18 protein-coding genes and 1 pseudogene are annotated in these 18,831 nt (G+C 60.5%); 6 read left to right on the top strand and 13 right to left on the bottom strand.

Annotated features, from left to right (window positions below; translation table 11 throughout):
* The first annotated feature begins 135 nt into the window (after positions 1-135).
* Genes N2600_RS19465 through N2600_RS19455 form a run of 3 tightly spaced genes read left to right on the top strand, consistent with a single transcriptional unit; the run spans position 136 to position 2,099 of the window.
* The gene (locus tag N2600_RS19465; protein WP_170282078.1) at positions 136-1,110 is read left to right on the top strand and encodes an MBL fold metallo-hydrolase; all 975 of its coding nucleotides are present in this window, start codon (positions 136-138) and stop codon (positions 1,108-1,110) included.
* A gap of 20 nt (positions 1,111-1,130) precedes the next feature.
* Entirely contained in the window at positions 1,131-1,595 is a 465-nt protein-coding gene (locus N2600_RS19460; RefSeq protein ID WP_170282077.1) for a tetratricopeptide repeat protein, read from the top strand.
* 57 nt (positions 1,596-1,652) lie between these two features.
* Complete coding sequence (locus tag N2600_RS19455) at positions 1,653-2,099, top strand: DoxX family protein (RefSeq protein ID WP_260297154.1); 447 nt, start codon at positions 1,653-1,655, stop codon at positions 2,097-2,099.
* 286 nt (positions 2,100-2,385) lie between these two features.
* Here N2600_RS19455 and N2600_RS19450 read toward each other — a convergent pair whose 3' ends face one another.
* Positions 2,386-2,559: a DUF1328 domain-containing protein gene (locus N2600_RS19450; RefSeq protein ID WP_004678026.1), complete on the bottom strand. Its 174-nt coding sequence runs from the start codon at positions 2,557-2,559 to the stop codon at positions 2,386-2,388.
* Positions 2,560-2,726: 167 nt separating this feature from the next.
* Between N2600_RS19450 and N2600_RS19445 the strand changes: the two genes are divergently transcribed.
* A complete protein-coding gene (locus tag N2600_RS19445) occupies positions 2,727-3,350 on the top strand; it encodes a YjbE family putative metal transport protein (protein ID WP_260109462.1) in 624 nt (207 codons plus the stop codon).
* 78 nt (positions 3,351-3,428) lie between these two features.
* Here N2600_RS19445 and N2600_RS19440 read toward each other — a convergent pair whose 3' ends face one another.
* The 6 genes from N2600_RS19440 to N2600_RS19415 form a co-directional block, all read right to left on the bottom strand.
* Positions 3,429-4,856 (bottom strand): gamma-aminobutyraldehyde dehydrogenase, encoded by a 1,428-nt coding sequence (locus N2600_RS19440; RefSeq protein ID WP_260297151.1) that lies wholly within the window; start codon positions 4,854-4,856, stop codon positions 3,429-3,431.
* A 13-nt stretch (positions 4,857-4,869) separates the two neighbouring features.
* The gene (locus N2600_RS19435) at positions 4,870-5,682 is read right to left on the bottom strand and encodes an ABC transporter permease (RefSeq protein WP_260109460.1); all 813 of its coding nucleotides are present in this window, start codon (positions 5,680-5,682) and stop codon (positions 4,870-4,872) included.
* Positions 5,672-6,637, bottom strand: a complete 966-nt coding sequence (locus tag N2600_RS19430; protein ID WP_162119101.1) for an ABC transporter permease — start codon at positions 6,635-6,637, stop codon at positions 5,672-5,674. The genes N2600_RS19435 and N2600_RS19430 overlap by 11 nt, the downstream gene beginning before the upstream one ends.
* Positions 6,634-7,620, bottom strand: coding sequence for an ABC transporter ATP-binding protein (locus N2600_RS19425; protein ID WP_260109459.1), 987 nt, complete (start codon positions 7,618-7,620; stop codon positions 6,634-6,636). The genes N2600_RS19430 and N2600_RS19425 overlap by 4 nt, the downstream gene beginning before the upstream one ends.
* Before the next feature lie 228 nt (positions 7,621-7,848).
* The gene (locus tag N2600_RS19420) at positions 7,849-9,009 is read right to left on the bottom strand and encodes an ABC transporter substrate-binding protein (RefSeq protein ID WP_260297149.1); all 1,161 of its coding nucleotides are present in this window, start codon (positions 9,007-9,009) and stop codon (positions 7,849-7,851) included.
* A gap of 119 nt (positions 9,010-9,128) precedes the next feature.
* Positions 9,129-10,037 carry a LysR family transcriptional regulator gene (locus N2600_RS19415; RefSeq protein WP_017967962.1) on the bottom strand — a complete coding sequence of 303 codons (909 nt, stop codon included), beginning with the start codon at positions 10,035-10,037 and terminating at the stop codon, positions 9,129-9,131.
* A 179-nt stretch (positions 10,038-10,216) separates the two neighbouring features.
* Here N2600_RS19415 and N2600_RS19410 point away from each other — a divergent pair, with 179 nt between their 5' ends.
* Positions 10,217-10,906 carry a hypothetical protein gene (locus N2600_RS19410; protein WP_260109458.1) on the top strand — a complete coding sequence of 230 codons (690 nt, stop codon included), beginning with the start codon at positions 10,217-10,219 and terminating at the stop codon, positions 10,904-10,906.
* A 12-nt stretch (positions 10,907-10,918) separates the two neighbouring features.
* On the opposite strand, the pseudogene N2600_RS19405 reads toward N2600_RS19410, so the two are convergent.
* Positions 10,919-11,808 (bottom strand): annotated as a pseudogene (locus N2600_RS19405) (AraC family transcriptional regulator N-terminal domain-containing protein).
* A 133-nt stretch (positions 11,809-11,941) separates the two neighbouring features.
* Between N2600_RS19405 and N2600_RS19400 the strand changes: the two are divergent.
* On the top strand, positions 11,942-12,694 hold the full coding sequence (locus N2600_RS19400) for an SDR family NAD(P)-dependent oxidoreductase (RefSeq protein ID WP_260109457.1): 753 nt from the start codon (positions 11,942-11,944) through the stop codon (positions 12,692-12,694).
* Positions 12,695-12,961: 267 nt separating this feature from the next.
* Here the strand turns inward: N2600_RS19400 and lysS are convergent, their stop codons facing one another.
* The 5 genes from lysS to N2600_RS19375 all read right to left on the bottom strand — a co-directional run bounded on the left by lysS (position 12,962) and on the right by N2600_RS19375 (position 18,784).
* Positions 12,962-14,458 (bottom strand): lysine--tRNA ligase, encoded by a 1,497-nt coding sequence (gene lysS / locus N2600_RS19395; protein WP_170279884.1) that lies wholly within the window; start codon positions 14,456-14,458, stop codon positions 12,962-12,964.
* Between the two features lie 22 nt (positions 14,459-14,480).
* Positions 14,481-15,947: a glutamate--tRNA ligase gene (gene gltX / locus N2600_RS19390; protein ID WP_170259869.1), complete on the bottom strand. Its 1,467-nt coding sequence runs from the start codon at positions 15,945-15,947 to the stop codon at positions 14,481-14,483.
* Between the two features lie 246 nt (positions 15,948-16,193).
* Positions 16,194-16,943, bottom strand: a complete 750-nt coding sequence (locus N2600_RS19385) for a TerC family protein (RefSeq protein ID WP_017967954.1) — start codon at positions 16,941-16,943, stop codon at positions 16,194-16,196.
* A 215-nt stretch (positions 16,944-17,158) separates the two neighbouring features.
* The gene (locus tag N2600_RS19380) at positions 17,159-17,998 is read right to left on the bottom strand and encodes an AraC family transcriptional regulator (protein WP_260297148.1); all 840 of its coding nucleotides are present in this window, start codon (positions 17,996-17,998) and stop codon (positions 17,159-17,161) included.
* A gap of 93 nt (positions 17,999-18,091) precedes the next feature.
* Positions 18,092-18,784 carry a TetR/AcrR family transcriptional regulator gene (locus N2600_RS19375; RefSeq protein WP_170259867.1) on the bottom strand — a complete coding sequence of 231 codons (693 nt, stop codon included), beginning with the start codon at positions 18,782-18,784 and terminating at the stop codon, positions 18,092-18,094.
* Between the last annotated feature and the right edge of the window lie 47 nt (positions 18,785-18,831).

Raw genomic sequence — 18,831 nt, 5'->3', positions numbered from 1 at the left:
TTTCAATCGCTTGAAGAAATAACACCCAAGATCGGGAATAAGCGTGCCCCGCCGGCGATCTAGTTTGTCAGCGAGGACATCTGAGCAATAGCCGTCTTCGCCACCAGAAATGCCATCAACAAGAGGAGACATATCATGTTTACCATGTCACGTCGCGCCGTCCTGGGGTCGGCTGCTGCGGCGGCAGCATTCGGGCTGTCGTCGAAGCTTGAATTCGTCATGCCGGCATTTGCTGCAACACCACTGGAGCCGGCGGTCGGCTTCTATAAATACAAGGTCGGCGATATCGAGGCTACGGCAATCTACGACGGCATCTGGAGAAAGCCGCATGACCCGGCCTTCATCAAGAATGCCTCGATCGAGGATACCAAGGAGGCGCTATCGAAGGCCGGGCTTACCACCGAGTTCATGCCGATCCCGCTGACCGTCGTGGTCCTGAAGCTCGGTAACCGCCTGATCATGATGGATGCCGGCTCGGGCGTCGGCCAGTGGCAGGAAAATGCCACCCATCTGCCAGCGAACATGGCCGCGGCGGGGATCGACTACAAGAAGATCGATACGATCATGATCTCGCATTTCCATCCCGACCATGTCTGGGGACTGATGGAAAAGGGCACCAACAATCCCATCTTCCCGAATGCCGAGCTCATCGTCAATGCCGACGAATACAATTGGTGGACCGCGCCCGGCCGCGTCGAAAAGCTCGCCGAAGGCCGCAAACCGGCAGGCAAGCGTATCGCTGAGGTCTTTCCGAAATGGAAGAACTGGAAGCTCGTCGCCGATGGTGCCGAAGTCGCACCCGGCGTGCAGCTTGTCGCCGCGCCCGGCCACACGCCCGGCCATTCGACCTATCTTGTCGCCTCCGGCAGCAAGCAACTGCTCGTCTCGGCCGATATCATGTATGTGCCGGCGCTGCTCGCACCCCATCCTGAGTGGCAAGGCAGCTACGACCAGGATGGGCCGACGGCCATCGACACTCGCCGCCGTCTTATCGACCGCATCATTGCCGACAATATCGCGATTTGCGGCTCACATTTTCCATTCCCTGGCTCCGGCACCTTTGTCAAGGACGGAAGCGCCTATGGCTTCACGCCGACAATCCAGGCCTGAAAGGCCGAAAGGAGATCACCATGACGAAATATGCAATTCTCGGATACATCTGGCTTTGCGCTATATCCGCAGGCTTCTCCGCGGTGACGGCGCTTCCCGCCTTTGCCGTCGACAACATGCAATCGACAGACGCTCCCGACCTGACCTCGGCGCGCGCCAAGATCGATGCCAAGGACTATGCTGGTGCGTTGGCAGAGCTTCGCGGTCTTGCCGAAGACAACCAGCAGGCGGATGTCTATAATCTGATGGGATATACGCTGCGCAAGACCGGCGACTACAGAACGTCGCTGACCTACTACACCAAGGCGCTAGAGCTGCAGCCCGATCACAGGGCAGCGCGTGAATATCTCGGCGAACTCTATGTCGAGACGGGCGATATGGCGAAGGCGGAGGAGCAGGTGTCATCGCTGAAGCAACTTTGTCCGAGCGGCTGCGAGGAACTCGAAGATCTGCAAAAGGTCATCGCGGCCAAGGACGGCAATTGACGAGCATATGAACGCGAGAGCAGGCGGGAGAGCCGCCTGCTCTTCTAACTGGAGGGTATGATGGAAAGCGCCTCAAGCCGGCCCGGACTGGCCGATCTCATTCTTTTCCACGGCAGGCTCTTGCTGTCGCTGATCTTCCTGCACGAAGGTTGGTCACTCGCGGCAGATATCACGGCGACCATCGACATTTTCGCGAAACTGGGGCTATCGGCGCCGGTCGCGCTTGCCACCATTGCCCTTCAGATCGGCGCCGGCCTTTCCGTTGCGACAGGCTTCCTCAGCCGGCTTGGCGCACTGGCGCTGGCGCTCTTCTGCCTGGCGACCGCCTTGCTCTTTCACACGAACTTTGCGAGCCAGAACGAGCTGCTGCATTTCGAGAAAGACTTGGCGATTGCCGGCGGCATGTTCGTCCTGGCGGCTTCGGGTGCGGGAGCCATATCGATCGACAGGCTGCTGAGAAAGCGGGCCGGGATGCATCCCTGGCTGAGGGCGGCGTTGTCGTGAATATGCGCCGAAGTCAGCATACCTTGGCAAGAGAACGAATGACGATGGCACGTGGAATATGCGGCGGGATCAAAAGGGCCGCCGCCCGTTACCGAAGGGCCGAGTAGAGGGGCGAGAAGCCGCGCCGCCCCTCCATCTCAATCTCTCCTCCGAATCGTGTGTCGGAACGAGCCTCAGGCGCGTCGTGATCTTTCCGATTCCCTTTGATTTCCACATGTCGTGCTTGCAAAGCCGCCGCACACTTTTTGCGCGACATGCCTCAGGCTGCGCTGAGCCGTCCGTCCGCTTACAGAACCGCCTGGCCGGCCATCAGTGCAAGGACGAGGAAGATCAGGAAGATCACCAGCGCGATGCCGAAGAGAACGCGGGCTATCGTCGCGGTGGCGGCGGAGACGCCGGAGAAACCGAAGAAGCCGGCGATGATCGAAATCACGAAAAATATCAGAGCCCATTTCAACATGACGTCATCCTTTGCGGTTGCCTGGGAAAGACGCAGCAACCGGCAAATTGTTCCAGTTCATTTGAAATGGGCTGGCGTTCTCCCTGGGTAAATGAGGCTCTTTTCAAAGCCTATACGATCTGTTTCAAGAGATTGTCGATTTGCCCATCGATGAAAGCTCCGCCATCATGCCAGCTTTTCTGGACCAACATACAATCTCCGCTTATTTCGAAGTCGTCGTGATCAATCTCCTCCTGTCGGGAGACAATGTCATCGTCATCGGCATGGCCGCTGCCGGCCTCGTCAGCGAGCTGCGCGGCAAGGCGATCGCCGTCGGCATTGCAGCGGCGGCCGTTATCCGCATCATCTTCGCCGTTATCGCTGCCAGGCTTCTTGTCATCACCGGCATCACGCTTGCCGGCGGCCTGATGCTGCTGTGGATCTGCTGGACGATGGGCTGCGAGCTGCTCTCGGCGGAAGCGGAGGAAGCTCATGCCGGCGATGCGGTCTCCCATATCAAGCCGAAGCTCTTCCGGCAGGCGATCGGCCAGATCATCTTCGCCGACGTCTCGATGTCGCTGGACAATGTGCTCGCCGTTGCCGGTGCTGCGAAAGAGAACACAAACGCGTTAATCTTCGGCCTCCTCCTTTCGGTGCTGCTGATGGGCGTCGCGTCGAATTTCGTCGCCAAGCTGCTCAACCGCTTCAGGTGGATCGGCTGGATCGGCCTTGCGATCATCGTCTATGTCGCGTTCGACATGGTCTGGAGCGGCGGCGAACAATTGCTGGCGCTTTACGGCCACACGGCTTGAGATATTCCGCGGCGGATGTCGCGTCGAGCAGTCGTTCGGCCGGAGGCGCGCTTCATATCCATGGGATATCTTTCGCCGTCAGCCGTGATTGATCATCACGTGGCGCACCGCCGTGTAATCTTCCAGCGCGTAGACCGACATATCTTTGCCGTAGCCCGACTGTTTGAGGCCGCCATGCGGCATCTCGTTGACCAGCATGAAATGCGTGTTGATCCAGGTGCAGCCATATTGCAGGCGGGCGGCGGTCTTCATGCCGCGACCGATATCCTTGGTCCAGACGGAGGAGGCCAGGCCGTAGTCGCTGTCGTTTGCCCAGGCAACGGCGTCGTCGGCATCGGAGAAGCGGGTGACCGAGACGACCGGGCCGAAGACCTCGCGGCGGACGATCTCGTCGTCCTGCGTGGCGCCTGCGATGACCGTCGGGGTGAAGAAGAAGCCCTTGTCGCCGGAAATCTTGCCACCGGCGGTGATTTCCATGTGCTTGTGCTCGGAAGCGCGGGCGACGAAGCTTTCGACGCGGTCGCGCTGGCGCTTGGAGATCAGTGGGCCGATCTCGTTTTCGGTATCATCGGCCTGGTTGAAGCGGATGCTCGAGACGGCGGAGGAGAGGTCGGCGACAAAATTGTCGTAGACCTTGGCATCGGCATAGATGCGGCAGGCGGCCGTGCAGTCCTGGCCGGCATTGTAATAGCCGAAGGTGCGGATGCCTGCGACGACGGCATCGATATCGGCATCGTCGAAGATGATGACCGGGGCCTTGCCGCCGAGTTCCAGATGCGTGCGCTTGACCGTCTTGGCAGCAGCCTGCAGCACCTTCTTGCCGGTGGCGACATCGCCGGTGATCGAGACCATGCCGATCTTGGCGTGATTGATCAGCGCATTGCCGACACTTTCGCCGCGGCCGAGAATGACGTTGACGACGCCCTCGGGAAGGATTTCGGAGAGTAGCTTGGCCATCTTCAGCGCCGTCAACGGCGTCTGCTCCGAGGGTTTGAAGACGACGGTGTTGCCGCCGGCGATCGCTGGCGCCAGCTTCCAGGCCATCATCATCAGCGGATAGTTCCACGGCGCGATCGAGCCGACGATGCCGATTGGATCGCGACGGATCATCGAGGTGTGGCCGGGCAGGTATTCGCCGGCCGCCGGTGCGTGCAGGTTGCGCACGGCGCCTGCAAAAAAGCGATAACAATCGACGATCGCCGGGATTTCGTCGTTCAACACCGCATTGATCGGCTTTCCGCAGTTCAGCGCTTCCAGCGTGGCGAAGCCGACGGCATCCTTTTCGATTGCATCGGCGATCTTCAGCAGGTAGCCGGAGCGCTCACCGGGCGTTGTCTGCGACCAGCTCTTGAAGGCCTTTTCGGCGGCATCGACGGCAGCGTCGACCTGGGAAAGCGACGCTTCGGCAAGGTCCAACACCGTTTCGCCCGTCTTTGGGTTCAGGACGTGCTCTTCCGTTTCCGTGCCTTTTTCAAAGCGGGAACCGATCAACATTTGGATATCCATGATGTTCTCCCTGTTATTTGCCGCCGCCGGCGATCTGGTCGCCGTCGCGGGTGAGGTAATAGGCTGCCAGGATCGGCAGGAAGGTAACCAGCACAACGACCATGGCGACCACGTTGGTGACCGGGCGCTGGCGCGGGCGGATGAGCTCTTCGAGCATCCAGATCGGCAAGGTCGATTGCTGGCCGCCGGTGAAGGTGGTGACGATGACCTCGTCGAAGGACAGCGCGAAGGCGAGCATGCCGCCGGCAAGAAGTGCGGTGCCGATATTCGGCAGGATGATATGGCGGAAGGTCTGAAAGCCGTCGGCGCCGAGATCCATCGAGGCCTCGATCAGCGAGCCTGAGGTGCGGCGGAAGCGGGCGACCGCATTGTTGTAGACGACCACGACGCAGAAGGTGGCGTGACCGAGTACGATGGTCCAGACCGAAAACGGAATATCGAACAGGCTGAAGGCGGAACGCAGCGCAATGCCGGTGATGATGCCGGGAAGGGCGATCGGCAGGATGACGAGCAGTGAGATCGCCTCGCGGCCGAAGAATTTCGTCTGGCTGACGGCTGCCGCAGAGAGCGTGCCGAGCACCAGCGCGATCGCCGTGGCGATGACGGCGACCTGCACGGAAAGCCCAAGCGCCGACCAGACATCAGACCGGTTCCAGGCAACCGCGAACCATTGCAGCGTCAGGCCAGGCGGCGGCCACTGATAGCTCTTCTCCTCCGTCGTGAAGGCGTAGACGAAGATCAAGAGGATCGGCAGGTGCAGGAAGAGCAGCCCGCCGGCGGCTGCGATCTTCAGGGGAAGCGGCGATGTCTTGAGGTCAGAGCGCATCGAAGGCCCCCTGTTTCTTGGCGAGCCAGAGATAGAGCGCCATGATGACGATCGGCACGACGGAGAAGGCGGCCGCCAGGGGCACGTTGCCGGCCGTTCCCTGCTGGGTATAGACCGCCTGGCCGATGAAGAGCCTGGACGAGCCGATGATCTGCGGGATGATATAATCGCCCAATGTCAGCGAGAAGGTGAAGATCGAGCCGGCGACGATGCCGGGCAATGCCAGCGGCAGCAGCACGGTGCGGAAGGTTTGGCGCGGCGTGGCGCCGAGATCGGACGAGGCCTCGATCAGGTTGCCGGGCACACGCTCGAGGGCTGCCTGTGTCGGCAGGATCATATAAGGCAGCCAGATATAGACGAAGACGATGAAGGTGCCGAGGTAGCTCACCGAAAGCGAATTGCCGCCGATAACAGGCAGGTTCAGGATGCCGTCCAGCAGCCAAGAGAGATGCACCTTCTCGAAGATCCAGGTGAGTATGCCTTCCTTGGCGAGGATGAGCTTCCAGGCGTAGATCTTGACGAGATAGCTCGACCAGAGCGGCAGCATGATGCCGAGATAGAAAAGCGCCTTCCATTTGCCTTGCGCATAACGAGCTGTGTAGTAGGCGATCGGGAAAGCGATCAAGGCGGAAGCGATGGTCACCAGCGCTGCCATGACGAAAGTGCGGATGATGATGTCGAAATTCGTCGGGTTTAGAAGCTGCGCATAGGTCGAAAGGGTGAATTCGTAATTCACCAGGCCTGAGAAATCGTCGATCGAAAAGAAACTCTGCAGAAGCAGGGCGAGCAGCGAACCGATATAGATGATGGCGAGCCAAAGCAGCGGCGGCGTCAGCATCAGGAAGAGCAGCAGTTTCGGGTGCCGCCAGAAGACATCGGACAGCCGGCCGAAGAGGCCGCCGCGCCCCGGAAGAATCGATGTCGCCTCATTGGAGGTGATGAAGATCGCCGTCATGCCGCGTCATCCATGTAGTGGATATCGCCGGGCTGCCAGGCAAGGCGTATGCCGGCGCCGACGACAGGCACATCTGCGCCCGCCGGCAGCATCACATGCAGCCGCGCCCCCCGGAGGCCAACGGTGAGGCGCGTGGCTGCGCCGAGGAAGCTCGCATTGTCGACCTGCGCCTCGACGCCGTCGCCTGCCAGCCGGATTGCTTCGGGACGAAGGCTTGCCCAGCGTCTTTCGCCGCCGAACGAGGCCATCAGATCAGGCGCGATGACATTCGACGAGCCGACGAAATCGGCGACGAAGCGGTTCTTCGGGCGGCGGTAGATATCCTGCGGCGTGCCCTCCTGCACGATGTTGCCATCGTTGAAGACGGCGACGCGGTCGGCCATGGACAGGGCCTCGCCCTGATCGTGAGTGACAAAGATGAAGGTGATGCCGAGCGCGCGCTGGAGGCTCTTCAACTCCTCCTGCATCTGTTCGCGCAGTTTCAAGTCCAGGGCGCCGAGCGGCTCGTCGAGCAGCAGCACCTTCGGCTTGTTGACGAGCGCGCGGGCCAGGGCCACGCGCTGGCGCTGGCCACCGGACAGCTGGCCGGGGCGGCGGGCGCCGTAACCCGGCAGCTTGACGAGCTCGAGGGCGTCGCCTGCTGCCTTCATCCGCTCCGCCTTGCCGATGCCCTTGACCATCAGCCCGTAGGCGACATTGTCGAGGATGTTCAGATGCGGGAAGAGCGCGTAGTCCTGGAATACAGTGTTGACGTTGCGGCGATAGGGCGGGACGCCCTCGGCCGTCTCGCCGAAGATCTGGATATGGCCCGATGTCGGCTGTTCGAAGCCGGCTATCAATCGCAGGCACGTCGTCTTGCCCGAGCCGGAGGGGCCAAGCATCGCGAAGAACTCGCCCGGCGCGATCTCGAGATCGACGCCGTCGACGGCGCGAACCTGACCGAAATGGCGCGATACCTGCTGGAAACGAACGGCTGACGTCATTGGGGGCTCCGGCTTCTTTGCTTTTAGAGAGGCTGCGGTCTTGGTTCATATGACCCCGCCCCAAACCCCTCCCCACGAGGGGAAGGGGCTTAATCTGCCGTACCCCTTTCGCAAATACCTTGGTGTTTCGGCAGGAATTCGGCGGTGCCACTCGGAGCCCCTCCCGCTTGTGGGGAGGGGTTGGGAAGGGGTCTCACGCTACAACGGTCATCTCGGTGAGGACGTAAATTACCGCCCGCCGATCACGCCGATATAATCCGACACCCAACGATGGTACGGCACGCATTCGCTCTGGGTGGCGCATTTGGCGACCGGGGTCTTCCAGAACTTGATCTTGTCGAAGTGATCGAAGCCGTTGGTGGCGCAGCCGGCATCGCCCATCAGTTCGTTGCCCTTGCAGGCGGCGGGAACGGAGGGAACGGCGCCGAACCAGGCGGCGGCGTCGCCCTGGACCTTGGCCTTCAGCGAATGTTCCATCCACATATAGGCGCAGTTCGGATGCTCGCTGTCGGCGTGCAGCATGGTGGTATCGGCCCAGCCGGTCACGCCTTCATCCGGGAAGGTGGAGGCGATCTTCTGCTTGTCGGCCTGCAGCAGGTTCACCTGGAAGGGCCAGGAGCCGGAAGCGACGACGCCTTCGTTCTTGAAATCGTCGATCTGGATCATCGCGTCGTGCCAGTAGCGCGAGACGAGCTTGCGCTGCCCGCGCAAGAGGTCGAGGGCGGCCTTGTACTGGTCCTCGTTCAGCTCATAGGGGTCCTTGATGCCGAGATCCGGCTTATGGGCCATCAGATACATCGCGGCGTCGGCGATGTAGATCGCACCGTCATAGGCCTGGACGCGGCCCTTATTCGACTTGCCGTCGGGCAGCGTCTGCTCTTCGAAGACGACATTCCAGCTCGTCGGCGCCTTGTCCTTGAAGGCGTCGGTATTGTACATCAGCACGTTCGGCCCCCAGAGATAGGGCACGCCGTAATGCACGCCGCCGACCGTGTACCACGGGCCGTTCTGCAGGCGCTCGTCGACGGTCTTGAAGCTCGGGATCAGATCGGTGTTGATCGGCTGGACACGTTTGCCGGCGATGAGGCGGAGCGAGGCGTCGCCCGATGCGGTGACGAGATCGAAGCCACCCTCGTTCATCAGCGATACCATTTCATCGGAGGTGGCGGCGGTCTTGACGGAGACCTTGCAGCCGGTCTCCTTTTCGAAATCGGTGACCCAGTCGTAATTCTTATCGGTTTCGCCGCGCTCGATATAGCCGGCCCAGGCCACGATGCTGACCGCACCTTCGCCCTTGCCGAGTGCCTTGAGCGGTTCTGCGGCGATCACCTGCGTGGCGAAACTCAAGCAGGCGATGGCTGCCGTGCAGGATTTCAAGAGATTCGTCATCATCCGTCTCCCGGTTTGGTGCCACTTCTGTGGCGCTTTGTTCCCGCTTGAAAAGGTGACGTGAAAAGTTCGCTTTCGCAAATTCATTTATCAGAAAGGCGATATCGGAAATTCCGATATCAGCGGACGCGGCCAGAGCGCATGCTTTCGGCGATGCCGACAAAATCGCGTGCTGCCTGCGGCAGGCTGGAACCCTTGCGCCAGACCATGCCGACCTGAACGACCGGCAGCGAGCCCGAGACATCGCGGCTTTCGATGCGGTCGCCTTCCAGCGACCATGGTCGGTAAACGAGATCGGGAAGCAGGGCTACGCCGGCGCCTGTCGCAACCAGGCTTCGCACCGCTTCCACCGAGCGGGTGCGGAAGGCGACATGCGGGCGGGCGCCGAGGGCTGAGAGCAGCTTGCCGGTGTTCTCCTCGATTTCGTCGACCGTCAGCATGATCAGCGGTTCGCGGGCGATATCGGCGACCGAGATGATGTCGGCCGACACCAGTGGGTGGCCCATCGGCAGCCATAGTCGATAGGGCGAGGTCTCGAGGATTTCCGCCTGCAGCGCCATGCGGTCGCGCAGGTTTGATATCACCATGACGGCGACATCCAATTCGCCGCCGACCAGCAGATGTTCGAGATAACCGCCATTGTCCTCGATGGCGCTGACCTCGATGCCCGGGCAGGCGCGGCGGTATCGCGCCAGCAGGTCGGAGAGCACGTAGCCGGCGACAAGCGAGGTAACGCCGATGTTCAGCGTGCCGGAAAGAGCGCTTTGCTGGCCGGAAAAGCTGGTCCGAGCATCGGAGACAGAGGCCAGGATCTTCGTCGCGTGACGCAGGAATTGGTGGCCGTTATGGGTGATCGTCAGGCCGCGCGGATGGCGCTCGAAGAGCTCGACGCCGAGGTCGGTTTCGAGCTCCTTCAGTGCTTCCGTCACCGAGGATTGCGAGATCGAAAGATTCTGCGCGGCTCGCGTCACCGAACCCTGTTCGGCGACGGCGACGAAATATTGAACCTGGCGAAGCGTGAAGGCCATGGGCGTTTAGAGCATGGCGGAACAGGCCGTGGCAAGCGGCCGGAAAAAGCGGACCTTTTTTGGTGTTTTCCCAAAATGGGTCAGGCTTCGCATGCCCACTTAAACTTTCGGAAACGTCATTTCCTTAGCGTTCTTAGCACTTGTCCTGCGTTGGAGTTTCAGATGGCGGAGCAGTTGGCGTGAAGGCCTTACTGCGCATCTTCCGGCCTTCCCGGAAATTGGCAATCATCATCGGTGGAGTCGCTCTTCTCATGGGCGTGTCCGGCGGTGCGGCGGTCTATGTCGGCAAGGACAGGCTGATCGGTGCAGCTGGTGGTAGCTACGGGCTCGAATGCAGCGACGTCAACCTGGTGACGATCCGGAAGCAGGACCACGTCTGGGTACGCAAATACATCAAGACCGAACCGACCGATGGGATGACCCGCGTCAAGACCGCGCTTCGGGTCGCCCAAGCCGTTTATGCCGCGCAGAAGCCGGATCTGGTCCAGGTGGTGGTGCTCGACGACAACGGCCCGACGTTGCGTGCCGACATTCGCGGCCGCGCGATCGGCGCCGATGTCGTCTATATCCCGCATCCCGACAAGACCGTTCCCGGCCTCGACGACAAGTCCTATACAGCGCGCTACTATGACGGCAAGGCCAGCGAAAACGGACTGTTCTTTGGCGAGCGGATAGAGATGCCGTTTGACGAGATCGCCATGATCAGCGCCGCTTTCAAGGATCCTGAGGATTGCGTCGACCCGGTCGCGGTTGCTTCCACAAAGGGTGAGGGCAAGGCAGCCGGCGGGCACGGCGTAGCGCCCAAGGATGCAGCCACTCCAGCAAAAGCCGCTGCCGAAGAGGCGCCGCCAGCCAAGAGCGGGCACTAGACCCAAAAAGCATCAGGCGGCAGGCCTGATATTTTCTCTTATCAGCGAGGCGTCGCGCGCCGGCGGCTGGCCAAAGAAGCGTGCATATTCCCTGGTGAATTGGGAAGCGCTTTCGTAGCCCACGGAATAGGCGACGGAGGATGCATTTCCGGATTGGGAAATCAGAAGCTGGCGGGCCTGCAACAGGCGGATGCGCTTTTGGAACTGGATCGGGCTCATCGCCGTCACAGCTTTGAAATGGCGATGAAAGGCCGAGACGCTCATGGCGGTGAGGCGGCGAGTTTTTCGACCTCGACCGCTTCCGAATAGTGTTCGCGAACCCAGCGGATGGCGAGCCGTATCCGCGACAGGGCGCTATCAGGTGCTGCGATATCGCGCAGCATCCAGCCCTGCGGTCCCTGCAGCACGCGATAGAGGATTTCGCGTTCGTAGGCCGGGGCAAGGGCAGGGACATCCTGTGGGCGCTCCATGAGCTGCAGCATCCTCAGCCAGGCACCCAGAAGTTCCGCCGTCATGCGACAGACGGAATAGCCGCCGGTTTGTCCCTCCTGATAGGATTGCGGCGGAAGATCCAGAAGAAGCGCTGCGACCCTTGCCGGATCGAGCGATAGGCTGACGCCGATATAGGGCCGGTCGGGACCTGCCTGTTGCACCATGCCCGTCGCCGGCACATCGATCGATATCACGAAGTAGCTCGCTGGATCGTAATAATAGTCCTGCCCGGCGATCGTCAGCGTCTTGCTGCCATCAAGGATCAGGTTGACCATCGGCTCATAAACGGCGCCGAGCTTGTGTTCGGGGATCTCCCCCTTGACCATCAGGATGCCGGGGATGCCGGTTTCCGTCGGGCGGTTTTCAGCATGGGCCGTCAGGCGGCGCATCTCTTCGAGCATCGTTTGCATGGCGAAATCCTGGACCAGCAAATGGTGGGACGCAAGGCAAAAGCAGGAATAGGCAAGAACGAGGCAGTTTCCGGCGGAGTGCAGGCCGGCTGTTTCCCATAGCTTCCGGCCATCGAAGCAAAAGGAGACAGAGATGAAAATCGCAATCATTACCGGCGGCAGCCGTGGCATTGGTCAATCGGCAGCGCAGGAATGCGCAAGGCGCGGCATGGGTGTCATCCTCACCTACAACAGCCACAAGCCAGGTGCGGATGACGTCATCGCCGAGATCAAGACAGAAGGTAGTCAAGCCGTTGCGCTTGCCCTCGATGTCGGTGATGCCGACAGCTTTCCGGCCTTCGTGACGGAGGTGAAACGGCTGCTTTCCACTTATTGGGGCCGGAATACGTTTGACTGCCTCGTCAACAATGCCGGTTTCGGCATGTTCAATCTCATGGAGACGGTGACGACAGGCCACTTCGACGCTCTGATGAATGTCCACCTGAAAGGGCCGTTCTTCCTGACGCAGGCCTTGCTGCCGCTGATGGTCGACGGCGGCGTGATCCTCAATGTAACGAGCGCTTCGGTTCGCGTCGCAACAGCTGGTGTCGCGCCCTATGCAGCCCTCAAGTCCGGACTTGAAACGTTGACCCGCTATCAGGCGAAGGAGTTCGGCAATCGCAGGATCCGCGCCAATGCTATCTCGCCCGGTCCCATCCGCACCAATCTTGCCGACGCTGCGCTGGACAAGAACCCGGAGTTCGCCGCGTTGCTTGCCTCACAGACGGCTCTCGGCCGTATCGGCGAAGCCGAGGATGTCGGCCGCGTCATCGCCATGCTCGCGTCCGACGACAGTGCATGGATCAATGCGCAGACAATCGAAGTCGCCGGCGGCTACATGATCTAAGTGTGACGACGAACGCGGTCATTCACAAGCCAACGAAATAAGGTCACTCCGTCATCGACCAATCCACTGTGTCTTCGTCCGTCGGCTGAGTTTTCGCTAGAGCACTTCCGTTTTTCTTCGAATCACGGAAGTGCTCTATCTCTTTGTGTTCACGCAATTCCGGACGCAAGACCGCTGCGCACTTTTGCTGAAATTGCTCTAGCCTGCCTAAAACAAAACGGAGCGTCCTTTCGGGCGCTCCGTTTTTTCAGTTAAAAAATGTGGTTCTCAGTCGGCTTTGTTGCGGCGGGCCGGGAAGAGAATGACGTCGCGGATAGACGGCGCATTGGTCAGAAGCATGATGAGACGGTCGACGCCAATGCCGAGGCCACCTGCTGGCGGCATGCCCTGGTCGATGGCGTCGAGGAATTCCTCGTCCAGCTGCTTTTCCTTTTCGCCGCGGGCATGCGCCAGTTCGAGCTGCTCGACCATGCGGCGGCGCTGCTCCTCGGGATCGTTCAGCTCCGAGAAGGCGTTGCCGAGTTCCCAGGCGTTGCAATAGGTCTCGAATCGCTCGACCAGGCGCGGCTCGCCCGGCACTTCCTTGGCGAAGGGCGATATGTCCTTCGGGAAATGCGTGACATGCGACGGCTGGATCAGCGTGGATTCGACCTTTTCCTCGAAGATGAAGGCGAGGCATTCGCCCCAGGTCCAATCCTTCTCGACCGCAAAGCCGGCAGCCTTGGCGGCGGCGCGCGCCTCTTCATCGGTCTTGATGGCGAGGAAGTCGATGCCGGTCGCTTCCTTGACGGCATCCGGCATCGGAACGCGCTTGAACGGACCCTTGAAGGACATGGTCTTGTCGCCGAAGGGGAATTCCGTCGCACCGTGAATGGAGAGCGCTAAATTCTCGAACAGCCGCTCGACGAGGTCCATGATGTCCTCGTAATCGGCATAGGCCCAGTAACACTCCATCATGGTGAATTCGGGATTGTGCCGGGTGGAAACGCCTTCGTTGCGGAAGTTGCGGTTGATCTCGAAGACCTTGTCGGTCAGCCCCGAGACCAGCGTGCGCTTGAGGAACAGTTCCGGCGCGATGCGCAGGTACATGTCGAGTTTCAGCGTGTTGTGATGGGTCTTGAACGGCTCGGCGGTGGCGCCGCCATAGACCGAATGCAGCATCGGCGTCTCGACTTCCATGAAGCCGTCATTTTCCATGAAGCGGCGGATGCCGGACAGGATCTTCGAGCGCTGCTGGAAGCGGAGCTTCGAATCCTCGTTGGTCATGATGTCGAGATGGCGCTTGCGATAACGCAGTTCGATGTCGGAGAGACCGTGCCACTTCTCGGGCATCGGTAAGAGCGACTTCGTTAGCATGGTGATCGTCTGCGCGTTGATCGTCAGCTCGCCCCGCTTGGTGCGGCGCACGATACCGGTGACGCCGATGATGTCGCCGATGTCGATCATCGGCAGCAGGGCGCGGGCTTCTTCCGGGGTCGTGTCCTTGTGACTGAAAATCTGGATCTTGCCGCCGGCATCGTGGATGTCCATGAACATGCCGGAGTTGCGCGACGAGTATACGCGGCCGGCGACGGTGACGACATCCTGCGTCTCGACGTCAGGTTCCAGGTTCTCGTATTTCGCGATCAGCTCGGCATTGGTCATCGTGCGGTGGAAATGCGCCGGATAGACCTCGCCGATCTGCTCGCGCAGCAGCTTCAGCTTCTGGGCGCGCACTTCCGTGGCGTCGGAGGAAAGGGTGTTTTCGGTCTTGTTGTCAGCCACTGTCGAAATCCTCTGACTGTTCTTACTTCGAGCCGACGAGGGCGGCGACCGCCTGCGAGGCGAGCTTCAGGCGCTGACGCACGACGGACCGGCCAAGGATCGCCATGGAATCGAAGAGCGGCAGGGAACGCGACGAGCCGGATACGGCGACGAAGAGCGGCGAGACCACGACCTTCAGCTTCTTGCCCATACGGTCGGCGATCGCGCGCAGCTCCGCCTCGATCGTCTCGACCTTCCATTCCAGGATCTTTTCGAGATCCGGCTGAACGGTGTTGAGGATCTCCAGAATCTCTTCCGGCGGTGACTTGATCTTGGCGAAGTCGGAAGGCTGCAGGCCAAGATCGGATTTCAGCAGGAAACCGGCGAGATCGGGCAACTCGCCGAGCTTGGAAATGCGCGTCTGCGACAGGCGCAGACCTTCCTTCAGGCGGTCGTTTTCCATCGCCCAGGTCAGTACACGTGCTTGGAATTCCTCTTCTGAGAGCTTCTCGCGGATCCAGCGGCCATTCAGCCAATCGAGCTTCTGAATGTCGAAGATCGCACCGGCCTTGGAGAGGTTTTCCGGATCGAACTTCTCGGAGAGCTCGTTGATATCAAGCAGCTCTTCGCCTTCGGCGATCTGGATGAAGAACAGACCGAGGAAGTTCATCAGCGCTTCCGGGATATAGCCGAGCGCGGAGTAATAGGAAATCGAGGTCGGGTTCTTGCGCTTCGACAGCTTCGACTTGTCGGAGTTGCGCATCAGCGACAGATGCATGAAGACCGGCTCGTCCCAGCCGAAATAGCGATAGAGCAGGATGTGCTTCGGCACCGAAGCCAGCCATTCCTCGCCGCGCGCCACATGGGTGATCTTCATCAGATGGTCGTCGATGACGTTGGCCATGTGATAAGTCGGCATGCCATCAGCCTTGACGAGCACTTGCATGTCGACGGAATCCCAGGGGATGCTGACGTCGCCGTAGACGCCGTCCGTGAAGTCGCAGGAGCCTTCGGCCGGGATCTTCATGCGGATGACGGTCGTCTCGCCGGCGGCCATGCGCGAGGTGACTTCCTCGGCCGTGAGGTTGAGGCAGAGACCATCATACTTCGGCGGCTTGCCGGCGGCGCGCTGAGTTTCGCGCATCTGCTCCAGCCGCGCGGGCGTGCAGAAACAGCGGAAGGCATGGCCCTTGTCCAGCAATTCTTGCCCGTAAGGATGGTACATTTCCTTGCGGTCGGATTGGCGATATGGGCCGTAGGGGCCGCCGATATCAGGGCCTTCCTTCCATTCCAGCCCGCACCATTTCAGTGCGTCCAACACCTTCGTTTCGAATTCCGGGGTCGAGCGCGTCGCATCGGTATCCTCGATGCGAAGGATGAACTCGCCACCGTGCTTCTTGGCGAAAAGGTAGTTGAAAAGAGCGATGTAAGCGGTGCCGACATGCGGCTCGCCTGTCGGCGAGGGAGCGATGCGGACGCGGACGCCGGTAGCTGTCCCGGAAACTGTCATTGTGTGTGCCCGTCAATAAGTACCGGACGGCTTTCATGGGGAAAGCGACGTGCGGCCGGAAGGATGCAGATATCTTCATCGGCAAACCGGCCGGAAAAGGGCATGCGCCCGCACCATCCGCCGATCGTCCGTTCGGCTGGCCTTAGGCCATATTCAACCGGTCGCGTCAAGAAAAACCATGCCTGCAAAGGCCTTGATGGCGGTGTGTGAGGGCGCGCCGGTTCCGCCGCGCCCTCCTGCCCAGCCTCAATGCGCGGCGTCGCGTTTACGTTTGCGGGCGTTGCGCGCGAACATGTTCAGCACCTCGACCAGCGCCGAGAAGGCCATGGCGGCGTAAACGTAGCCCTTCGGCACATGGAAGCCCATGCCTTCGGCGATCAGCGTCGTGCCGATCATCAGCAGGAAGGCGAGCGCCAGCATGACAATCGTCGGGTTCCTCTCGATGAAGTTGGCAAGCGGGGTCGCGGCAACAAGCATGACGGTGACGGCGGCGACGACGGCGACCACCATGATCGGCAGATGCGGCGTCATGCCGACGGCGGTGATGATGCTGTCGACGGAGAAGACGAGGTCGAGCAACAGGATCTGGCCGATGGCCGATGCAAAGCCTGTCGTGACGGATTTCGCGATGAAATCCTCCTGATGATCGATCGGATCGACGGTGTGATGGATTTCCTTGGTGGCCTTCCAGACGAGGAACAGACCACCGGCAATCAGGATCAGATCCTTCCAGGAGAAGCCGTGGCCGAAGGCTTCAAACAGCGGTTCGGTCAGTTGCACGATCCAGGCGACGGTGCCGAGCAGGGCGAGGCGCATGACGAGCGCAAGACCGATGCCGGTCTTGCGCGCCTTCTCCCGGTGCTCAGGCGGCAGTTTGTTGGTGAGAATGGAAATGAAGATCAGGTTGTCGATCCCGAGAACGACTTCCATCACCACCAGCGTGATGAGCGCCACCCAGGCGGCCGGATCCTGAATGAGCGTCATGATTTCCTGCATCAGCGTATATCCCCTTCGCGTCACATACGTGAATGACGCTCGCAATGTAATGTTGCCGGCCTGCCAGGCAAGCGCCGCAAGGGGTATACGAAACCGATGTGACTTTTATTCCCTACAACAGGATGATTTAAGGCCGGGTCGGCCTTAAATTTGAATCCTGTTCTAAATTAAAGAGTTAGAGCATGACGTCCGAAAACCGCTCGCACTTTTCGGCATCATGCTGTGATCGGCAACCAGATTTCGGTGACGCCCATGCCGGTATAGGGGTCGAAGCGCTCGTCGTAGCGTTCGAACATGTCGGGTGTCTCGCCGTGCTCCAGGCCTGAGGTCGGCCACCATGCGCCAAAAATCCGGTTCATCGTCGCCGGAATGCCGGAGACATGGCCGCGATGAGCAAAGACGACGTAGCGCTGGCCCGGTAGCTTGAGCGCTGCAAAATCCGCCGGCAGATCGCCGGCATCGGAAATTTCGACCGCAGCCATATAGCGGAATTTCTCCACTTCGCCGTCGATATGGGTACAGATGCCGTAGGCGACATTGCCTTTCTGGCCGGAGATATGTCCGAAATGGGCATTGAATTTCTGCCAAAGAGAGGGGATGGCGGCATTGCCGCCATAGGGGTAGGTCTCCTGCAAGCCGGCAAACAGCATCGGCTGGAGGGTTTCGAAGCGGGGCGGTTCGAGGTCGCTGAGGTGGGCGGGGTCCATTCTGATCGGCTCCAGCAAGACAAGGTTACGAGCGTGCCCCTGTCTGCGCACCGCATCCGGCGTCATGCCGAACTGGTCGCGGAAGGCACGGGTGAAAGCCTCGTGCGAGCCGTAGCCCGCACAAAGCGCAACCTCGAGAATGGTGGATGAACCGCCGACCAGTGTGGGCACGGCGCGGCTGAGGCGGCGCCCTCTTATATAGCTGCTGATCGAGTGGCCGGTGACGAGCCCGAAGACGCGCGACAGATGGTAGCGCGACAATCCGGCTGCTTCCGATATCTCTTCCAGCGATATATCGCTTTCGAAATGGCTCTCGATGAACCAGATCGCCCGTCCAACGGCGGTCATCCTCATTCTCCTGATTGCAGCTTCTTTCTTAGAGGAAGGCCGGCAGCCGGATTTGATCGCTGTTGCGGGATTTCGGCCGATGAAGCGCGACGGTCAAGAGTGCGGTCGGGCGGCCTGGTGCCGGGGCGCGCCGTAGGCGGCCATGAAGACCCGGATCGCGCCGCGGATGACGCGCTCGATTTCGTCGCGCGGCGGCGGCTCTTCCATGCTTCCGAACAGGCGGAGTTTGAAGAAACTGCCGCTGGCGAGATCGAGGAACTGGCCGGCGGCAAGATCGATGTCGTCGATCTCGAGTGCGCCTTCGGCGATGTGCCGTTTCAGGAAGTCGCGCATGATGGTGCGCAGGTTTTCCGGGCCCCTGAAGAAGCGTTGACAGAGCACCGGCATACGGTCGCGAACGCCGAGAACGGTGCGCATCGCGCTGATGACCTTTTCATCGGTCATATGAGTGACGAAGCTTATCCCAAATTCGTACAGGCCGGCCTCGGGATCGTCATGTTCGGCAAGCGCCGTGCGCACGGCCGCCACGAAGGCGGCGCGCTCGGTCTCGATCATCGCCGAAAACAGTTCTTCCTTGTTGGTGAAATAGACGTAGAGCGTTCCCTTCGAGACTCCGGCCTCGCGCGTCACGTCGTTCATGCTGGCGGCGTCGAAACCCATCTTCATGAAGACACGCTTGGCGCCGGCGAGGATCTGCTGGCGCTTGGCCGGATCTTCGCCTGCGGCAAATCGGCCTCCGGCAGCGGGAGGACTGAATACGGCGGCGTGGTCGGGTTTCAGCGTCATGTCCTCTTAACCGTGTTGACGGTTTCGCATTTTCTTTAAAGAAATCG

It is taken from the genome of Rhizobium sp. WSM1274, assembly GCF_025200775.1.
Lineage (GTDB): Bacteria > Pseudomonadota > Alphaproteobacteria > Rhizobiales > Rhizobiaceae > Rhizobium > Rhizobium leguminosarum_I.
This window is presented reverse-complemented; position numbering and strand designations above follow the sequence as displayed.

What these genes read in the sequence shown, in the direction of transcription:
- N2600_RS19465 (WP_170282078.1), top strand. Translation starts at nt 136, where the DNA reads ATGTTTACCATGTCACGTCGCGCCGTCCTGGGGTCGGCTGCTGCGGCG.
- N2600_RS19460 (WP_170282077.1), top strand. Translation starts at nt 1,131, where the DNA reads ATGACGAAATATGCAATTCTCGGATACATCTGGCTTTGCGCTATATCC.
- N2600_RS19455 (WP_260297154.1), top strand. Translation starts at nt 1,653, where the DNA reads ATGATGGAAAGCGCCTCAAGCCGGCCCGGACTGGCCGATCTCATTCTT.
- N2600_RS19450 (WP_004678026.1), bottom strand. Translation starts at nt 2,559, where the DNA reads ATGTTGAAATGGGCTCTGATATTTTTCGTGATTTCGATCATCGCCGGC.
- N2600_RS19445 (WP_260109462.1), top strand. Translation starts at nt 2,727, where the DNA reads ATGCCAGCTTTTCTGGACCAACATACAATCTCCGCTTATTTCGAAGTC.
- N2600_RS19440 (WP_260297151.1), bottom strand. Translation starts at nt 4,856, where the DNA reads ATGGATATCCAAATGTTGATCGGTTCCCGCTTTGAAAAAGGCACGGAA.
- N2600_RS19435 (WP_260109460.1), bottom strand. Translation starts at nt 5,682, where the DNA reads ATGCGCTCTGACCTCAAGACATCGCCGCTTCCCCTGAAGATCGCAGCC.
- N2600_RS19430 (WP_162119101.1), bottom strand. Translation starts at nt 6,637, where the DNA reads ATGACGGCGATCTTCATCACCTCCAATGAGGCGACATCGATTCTTCCG.
- N2600_RS19425 (WP_260109459.1), bottom strand. Translation starts at nt 7,620, where the DNA reads ATGACGTCAGCCGTTCGTTTCCAGCAGGTATCGCGCCATTTCGGTCAG.
- N2600_RS19420 (WP_260297149.1), bottom strand. Translation starts at nt 9,009, where the DNA reads ATGACGAATCTCTTGAAATCCTGCACGGCAGCCATCGCCTGCTTGAGT.
- N2600_RS19415 (WP_017967962.1), bottom strand. Translation starts at nt 10,037, where the DNA reads ATGGCCTTCACGCTTCGCCAGGTTCAATATTTCGTCGCCGTCGCCGAA.
- N2600_RS19400 (WP_260109457.1), top strand. Translation starts at nt 11,942, where the DNA reads ATGAAAATCGCAATCATTACCGGCGGCAGCCGTGGCATTGGTCAATCG.
- gltX (WP_170259869.1), bottom strand. Translation starts at nt 15,947, where the DNA reads ATGACAGTTTCCGGGACAGCTACCGGCGTCCGCGTCCGCATCGCTCCC.
- N2600_RS19385 (WP_017967954.1), bottom strand. Translation starts at nt 16,943, where the DNA reads ATGCAGGAAATCATGACGCTCATTCAGGATCCGGCCGCCTGGGTGGCG.
- N2600_RS19380 (WP_260297148.1), bottom strand. Translation starts at nt 17,998, where the DNA reads ATGACCGCCGTTGGACGGGCGATCTGGTTCATCGAGAGCCATTTCGAA.
- N2600_RS19375 (WP_170259867.1), bottom strand. Translation starts at nt 18,784, where the DNA reads ATGACGCTGAAACCCGACCACGCCGCCGTATTCAGTCCTCCCGCTGCC.